This window comes from Peribacillus acanthi, assembly GCF_003073175.1.
In the GTDB taxonomy this organism is placed as follows: Bacteria; Bacillota; Bacilli; order Bacillales; family DSM-1321; genus Bacillus_BN; species Bacillus_BN acanthi.
This window is the reverse complement of the sequence record NZ_QBBX01000003.1, coordinates 23010-29240: the sequence shown is the minus strand read 5'-3', so window position 1 is coordinate 29240 and position 6231 is coordinate 23010. Positions and strand designations below refer to the sequence as shown.

Annotated in this window: 6 protein-coding genes; all 6 read right to left on the bottom strand. The window is 37.0% G+C overall.

The features are described 5' to 3' along the window. Positions 1-146: 146 nt before the first annotated feature. Positions 147-890: a glycosyltransferase family 2 protein gene (locus DBX25_RS03395; protein ID WP_108669378.1), complete on the bottom strand. Its 744-nt coding sequence runs from the start codon at positions 888-890 to the stop codon at positions 147-149. After that, positions 883-2349, bottom strand: a complete 1467-nt coding sequence (locus DBX25_RS03390) for an alkaline phosphatase family protein (protein ID WP_108669377.1) — start codon at positions 2347-2349, stop codon at positions 883-885. The genes DBX25_RS03395 and DBX25_RS03390 overlap by 8 nt, the downstream gene beginning before the upstream one ends. A 39-nt stretch (positions 2350-2388) precedes the next feature. After that, positions 2389-3324, bottom strand: a complete 936-nt coding sequence (locus tag DBX25_RS03385; RefSeq protein ID WP_108669376.1) for a lysylphosphatidylglycerol synthase transmembrane domain-containing protein — start codon at positions 3322-3324, stop codon at positions 2389-2391. Then, positions 3293-4240 (bottom strand): SDR family NAD(P)-dependent oxidoreductase, encoded by a 948-nt coding sequence (locus tag DBX25_RS03380; protein WP_108669375.1) that lies wholly within the window; start codon positions 4238-4240, stop codon positions 3293-3295. Before DBX25_RS03380 ends, DBX25_RS03385 begins: the two co-directional genes overlap by 32 nt. Positions 4241-4353: 113 nt before the next feature. After that, entirely contained in the window at positions 4354-5556 is a 1203-nt protein-coding gene (locus DBX25_RS03375; protein WP_108669374.1) for a hypothetical protein, read from the bottom strand. A gap of 355 nt (positions 5557-5911) precedes the next feature. After that, positions 5912-6226 (bottom strand): thioredoxin, encoded by a 315-nt coding sequence (trxA, locus tag DBX25_RS03370; RefSeq protein WP_108669373.1) that lies wholly within the window; start codon positions 6224-6226, stop codon positions 5912-5914. Between the last annotated feature and the right edge of the window lie 5 nt (positions 6227-6231).

Genomic DNA, 6231 nt, shown 5'->3' with positions numbered 1-6231 from the left:
ACCGTAAGAATAAGCTGATCCTTTTGATGCTGAAAACGAAAACATTATGAACAAAGCCATCAAAAAAATAAAACTTCTTTTCATAGTAATGCCGCCTCCATTATTAATGATAATGATTATCAATATCTATGTCAATGACAGATTTGTTACGATTGCAGACTTTGCCTAATTGCTTCCCTTTTGATGACCTTTTTTACTGGTCTTCTAAGCTCTTTTACTATTGCAGGCACAACTTTTGATAGGTATCCCCGAAATGTTATGAAGGACTCACCGGTTGTCCTTACTTTGTAGGAAATAGGAATTTCTTTTACCCTAAAGCCTTTTCTCACTAAGTTTAGCGTTAATACTTGTGCATAGTTGTAATCATGGACAATTTCCGCATGCTCCATAGCTAGTCTTGAGAATCCCCTCAAACCAGATTGCCCGTCATAAATCCAGCGTCTCAATATCAAGCTTTGTAAGAAGGTAAAGATATAATTACCTATCCTTCTATGAAACTTCATCCCTCTCACTCGGTTCATAAAACGGGAACCCATAGTATACTCTGCTTCCCCGTCCAGAATTGGCTTTATTATGTCAGGAATTTGTTCAGGCGGATACTCACGGTCTGCGTCAATCATTACTCCAATGTCTGCGCCGAGCCTAACACTCTCTTGGAGCCCCTTTCTCACTGCAGCGCCTAAACCCATATTGTTCTCAGAACTCCAGATATAATCGGCTCCAGCTTCTTTTGCTACTTTCACCGTTTGGTCGGTAGAACCATCATTGATTACTAAAACCTTCACCTCAAGAAGGGGATTAAATTCCCTTGGGATGGCACGAATGACATCCCCTATGGAATCTTCCTCATTGAGCGCAGGCAGAAAAACAATTAACTTCCGCTTACTCATGGTGTTTACTCTCCCTTTTAATAAATGCTTCCTTTAATACCTTACCTCTGCTGTGACTAGGAAAAGGAGCACCTAGCAAATAGGCAATCGTCGGTGCCAGAGAAACCAAACTATGTCGTTCCTCTACTTTTTTCCCTTTCTCAATGGTCGGACCATGCAAAAAGAATGGTACAAACCTTTCACCTTCATCCAAATGTCCGTGACCTCCGATTCCATCTGCTTGTCCATGGTCCGCGCAAACAACGATTGTCGCATTTTCTAGTTTTCCTTCTTCTCGCAACCAATCTACATATTCTTTAAGCAATGCATCCGCTTCTTCAATTTTCTCGATATACTCGTCATATAACACTCCGCGACTATGCCCGATTTGGTCTGTCCCTATCAGCTGGACGATCATCAAATCTGGATCTTGTTGCTTCATGATATGCTTGGCTCTTTCAATAATGTTCCGGTCAGCTTCATCCTTATGCATTACTGCTGTTACTGTTTCAACATCTTCTCCCATCGAATCAACAAGATGGGCAATACCTAACAATCGACCTTTTTTCCCTACTTTTCTCAGCGAATCAAAAATGCTTTCAACCTTAATTCCTAATTTCCAAACCATATTGGATGTAATTCCATGTTCAAATGGATAGGTACCCGTAAACATGGAAGTGAAGCAAACCACCGTCCTTGCTGGATAAACCGTTTCCATATTAGTGTATTCCGTTCCATTTTCCTTTAAATAGTCCAGAAATGGAGTTTTGGCTTCATAAAAACGCTCTTTCCTCATGCCATCAATGACCAGCACAATTACTTTTTGATTGATAGCCTCGCTGTTTGCCTCACTTTTATCGGTATATTGCCCATAAACAGGTGGTTTCCAATCAAATAAATACCGATGTAGAATCATCGAAAACATAAATAACCCAATATAAAAGATTAAGATAGGCGTATAGTCAATGGAAACACCTTGTTCTACTTGAGCTCTGGTCATTTCCCAGAAGGATAGTACAAGTAAAAATTTCGGTAGCTGTTCTTGCGCATTTCCGCTAGTAGAATCACTATTCTTCAATACCAACTTCCAGAAGCGGGTAAAGTTAAACCAATCCGTCCCTATTCGCAAATGATAATAAATGGTTCCCCAGAAAAAAATCGTGAAGAAAAAGTATAAACCTAAGGAAAGCGATAAAAGGGGTAAGGAATAGCTATTCCAAACCATAAGAAAAATAATGAATGGTACCCATAGATAATTTCTTAAAAACAATGGAAAATCAAAAATAAAAAATAATATTAATAGGGGTAAAATAAATAAAAACGAATATAATAGCGATTCCCAAAAGAACAGGGAACTCCATGAGCTTACATGAAATAGCAACATGGTACCTATGGTGAAGATGGGTGTGAAGGGTTTTCCTTCATTTAAAAGATTCCAACACCTTGCCGCTACTTTTTCAAATTTCGAAGCACTTTTCAACCTTTTGACCTCCTAATAATGATCAGTTTCATGTATTTCTCATCCTTGTGTTGTTGACTTTTTGAATAAATTCTTAAAGGACAACGGGTATATTAACCAGGCATAAATTCCAACAACAAAAGAAAATAGAAATTTAAAGGCATGGCTAATCAGTGCAGCATGAACACTAGTTTCCATGTCTATACCTACAGATCGAAGCGCGAGTCCCATCGTTGTTTCATAGGTCGCTAAACCTCCAGGTGTAATTTGAAATATTTGACCCATAATGGTGATACTGTTTACCCAAATACTATTAACAAATGAAAGATTATACGTGGTGTTGAGTAAGATTCCCCAGATTACCGTAGCTTCCAATACCCAACTCATTAGAATAAGTAAAAATGATACTAGACTAGTTTGTACCATGATTTTTTTCATTTCAAAAAAGAGTTTATATATGCGTGTAGGAAACAAACGATATAGTAAAATCATACCTATTACCACTAGTATGGAGAGTAGAAAAATGGTTTTCACTGGAATCTCAAATGTCAAATCTAAGAGGAAGACACCAATAAAAGATAAGGCTATTAAACAAATTAAATCTAACATCCTCATCCATACGACAGTGTTTAAGCTAACTCCATAAGGCACTTCATCCTTTGATGTAATAACATGTGCCCTAACAAAATCCCCTAATTTCAATGGTGATAGATGATTAGTCAATAAATTATAAAATAATCCTATTAAACAAGTATGGAGGCTAACTGATTTGGGTAAAACGCTCTTCCATGCAACAGCCTTAAAATAAAAAGATAACCAATAAAGAAAAAAAATTACTAGAAGTATATGAGGCTTCTCGAATAGACTATTAATCATCGAACTTAATTCATTCATTGATAAATATGTACTGATTAATACGATACCGATAGCACAAAGAATGATAGATACAGTTATTTTTATTACTCTATAGAGAATTTTTTTGTTTAGCCCATTCAACTGTCCTTTTCAACCCTTCCTGAAATGTAAAAATAGGACTAAAACCAAGTAGTGTTTTTGCCTTTGTGATATCAGCCCAAGTGGCACCAACATCCCCCACACGATGAGATTCTCTCTTTACCTGCATTGATGGAAAAATTTCATTCAAATAGAAGATTAATTCTTCCATGGATGTAGGCTTGCCAGCACCTATGTTAAACACTTCATTTTTTCCATTTCGTATTAAGGCTAAATATATTCCATTTACTATATCCTCTACGTAAGTAAAGTCTCTAGATTGCCCCTCACCATAAATCGTGATCGATTTCCCTTGTATTAGCCTCTCAATGAATTTGCCAATCGCCATATCCGGACGCCCAGAAGGACCAAAAACGGTGAAAAAACGTAAGATTGTAAGCTGGAATCCATATATATGGCTATATGCATGACAAAAAGCTTCAGCAGCTGTTTTTGAAGCCGCATAAGGTGAAATTACCTTTCCATTTGCTAGATCTTCTGAAACAGGCCTATTCATTTGCTCTCCATACACTGAAGATGAAGAAGCGAAGACAACATGTTTACAGCCTGAAATGCCAGCTGATTTTAGAACATTTACAGACATGGAAATATTAGCTTCTATGTATGCATGTGGATTTTCAATAGAATAGGATACTCCTGGTAGTGCAGCTAAGTGTATGACAGCATCAGGCTTGATTTTTTTAAAAAGCTCTTGCACTTCCTGTTCCTGTAATAAATCTTGTCTAATAAATGTAAAGTTTTCATGAGTCCCAATACTATATAATTGGTCCAATTTCTGATTTTCACTATAATAGCTATCTAAGTTATCTATAATAAAGACTTCATGACTTTCCTTTAGAAGTTTTTTTACGGTGTGGTGCCCAATAAATCCTGCTCCACCTGTTACTAACACCTTCAAATACCCTACCTCCTCACTTTCTTCGTAAATTTTATCATAACCCATGTTTATATTATTTAGTAAATACATAAAAGCCGCGTATTACAGCGGCTTCTAATTTATTGAACTATGATTTACAATCCTGCTAATACCGAAAGGACTGCTTCACTAGCGGATTTAGCTTCTTCTGGGTTATTTTCACTTACAGCATTGAACCATTGCTCAGCTTGTGCGAAAGCTTCATTTGCTTTCTCTTCTCCAAGCTTGCTTTGAATATTCAATTCTAACATTTTCATGAACATATTTGCTTCCAATGCTTCCACTTTTGCTTCAGCAATTTTTCCAGCACTTGCTGCTGCATTCACTTTTTCATGGTAGCCTTTAATTTTACCGTTAATTGCTTTTGTGAATAAAGAATTTACTTCTTCTGCATTAATTGCTTTCACTTGTGTTTGATCAAGCGCAAACAATTGGTCTAGCTTCATTGCTGCAGCTTCATCCCCACCTGAAAGAGAACCTTTGATTGCCTGGAAGAATCCCCAAGCCTCTGCTTGCATTTGTTTAAGTTCTTCCTCTGTCTTTCCTTCTGTTACACCCTGAGCGATTTTTTCACCATAAGAGTTAGCTGCAAGGTAGTAACTTTTATAAATGGATTTGTCAGTTAATTGGATGTATAAGTCAAAGTCTTCTGGTTTGTTGTTTGTAAGTGCTTCTTCTTGAGCAGCTAAGCCTGCATTAATGTTCTCCACCATGCTTGCTTCACCTGTTAATTGGTAATACTCATCACGCTTTGTAGCTGTAGGAATAAAGACTTCAGTAGATAGGTGCTTAATTTCTTCGAAAGCTGCAGTTGCCGCTTCAACGTCACCCTCAGCTAACTTTGCCGCTGCATCTTTTTGAAGGGTTTTTTGTTTTTGATAGAAGTAAGATTGAACTGATTTATCAAACAGCTGACGTGCAAGATGTTGGTCTAATTCGCCAGACTTCCCTGAGTTCAATGCTACTTCTGTAGCCTGTTGAAACTCACTGCTTACCTCATTGATTGGATTTTTTAATTCTGAAGAATACTTCTCGATTGCCATATCCCAATCAACTGGTTGGTTTTCTTTCATTTTTTCTAATTCTTGCTTAATCGCTAAATATGCGCCAACTTCTTTGGCACTGCTTGTAGCATTAATATCGAAAGCCACTTTTTCTTCAGCTTTAGATTCTTCTTTTGTTGTTTCCTGTTTCGTTTCTTCCTTCTTCTCTACCTCATCTGAACTGTTACATCCAGTTAATACGGCCGCAGAGAATAAGAAACCTGCAAATATTTTAGTTAACTCTCTCTTTTTCATGTATGTATCCCCCTGTTATAACTAACTGAAAATGATTTTCATTCACAATCGTTATTATAGAGAGAATGATTCTCAGTGTCAATACTAATTGTGTAATTAATAAATGTGAATTTTCTCAGGATCTTTTCGTATAAAATGCGGTTATTAACCTAAATCTTTTGTTTTCCGTTCAAGGCACTTGCTTTCCTATCCTTCCCGGAGAAGTCCAATGCCTCCACTACAGTCAACTCATATACTATAAGTTAATTACACTAAAACCAACAAACGATAAAATGCATCTCCTTAAAAAGTAAAAAGGATGATTCAAATATCCTATGAACGGATACTGAATCACCCTTTGAGTTAATTTATTAGATTAAGCGTGTTTATTTAAAAGGTTAGCTAAAGATTCTTTCGGTTGGAAGCCTACTACTTTATCAACTACTTCTCCGTTCTTCAAAACAAGAAGAGTCGGGATGCTCATAACGCCAAATTTACCAGCTGTTTCTTGGTTTTCATCAACGTCAACCTTAACGATTTTAGCTTTGTCACCCATTTCAGTGTCTAGCTCTTCAAGTACTGGAGCGATCATTTTACAAGGTCCACACCAAGGTGCCCAGAAGTCAACCAATACTAAGCCTTCGCTTGTTTCATTTGTAAAAGTTTGGTCAGTTGCATTAACGATTGCCATAAGAA

Excerpts from the sequence above, each read along its gene's own strand:
- DBX25_RS03395 (WP_108669378.1), bottom strand. The coding sequence starts at position 890 with ATGAGTAAGCGGAAGTTAATTGTTTTTCTGCCTGCGCTCAATGAGGAA.
- DBX25_RS03375 (WP_108669374.1), bottom strand. The coding sequence starts at position 5,556 with ATGAAAAAGAGAGAGTTAACTAAAATATTTGCAGGTTTCTTATTCTCT.
- trxA (WP_108669373.1), bottom strand. The coding sequence starts at position 6,226 with ATGGCAATCGTTAATGCAACTGACCAAACTTTTACAAATGAAACAAGC.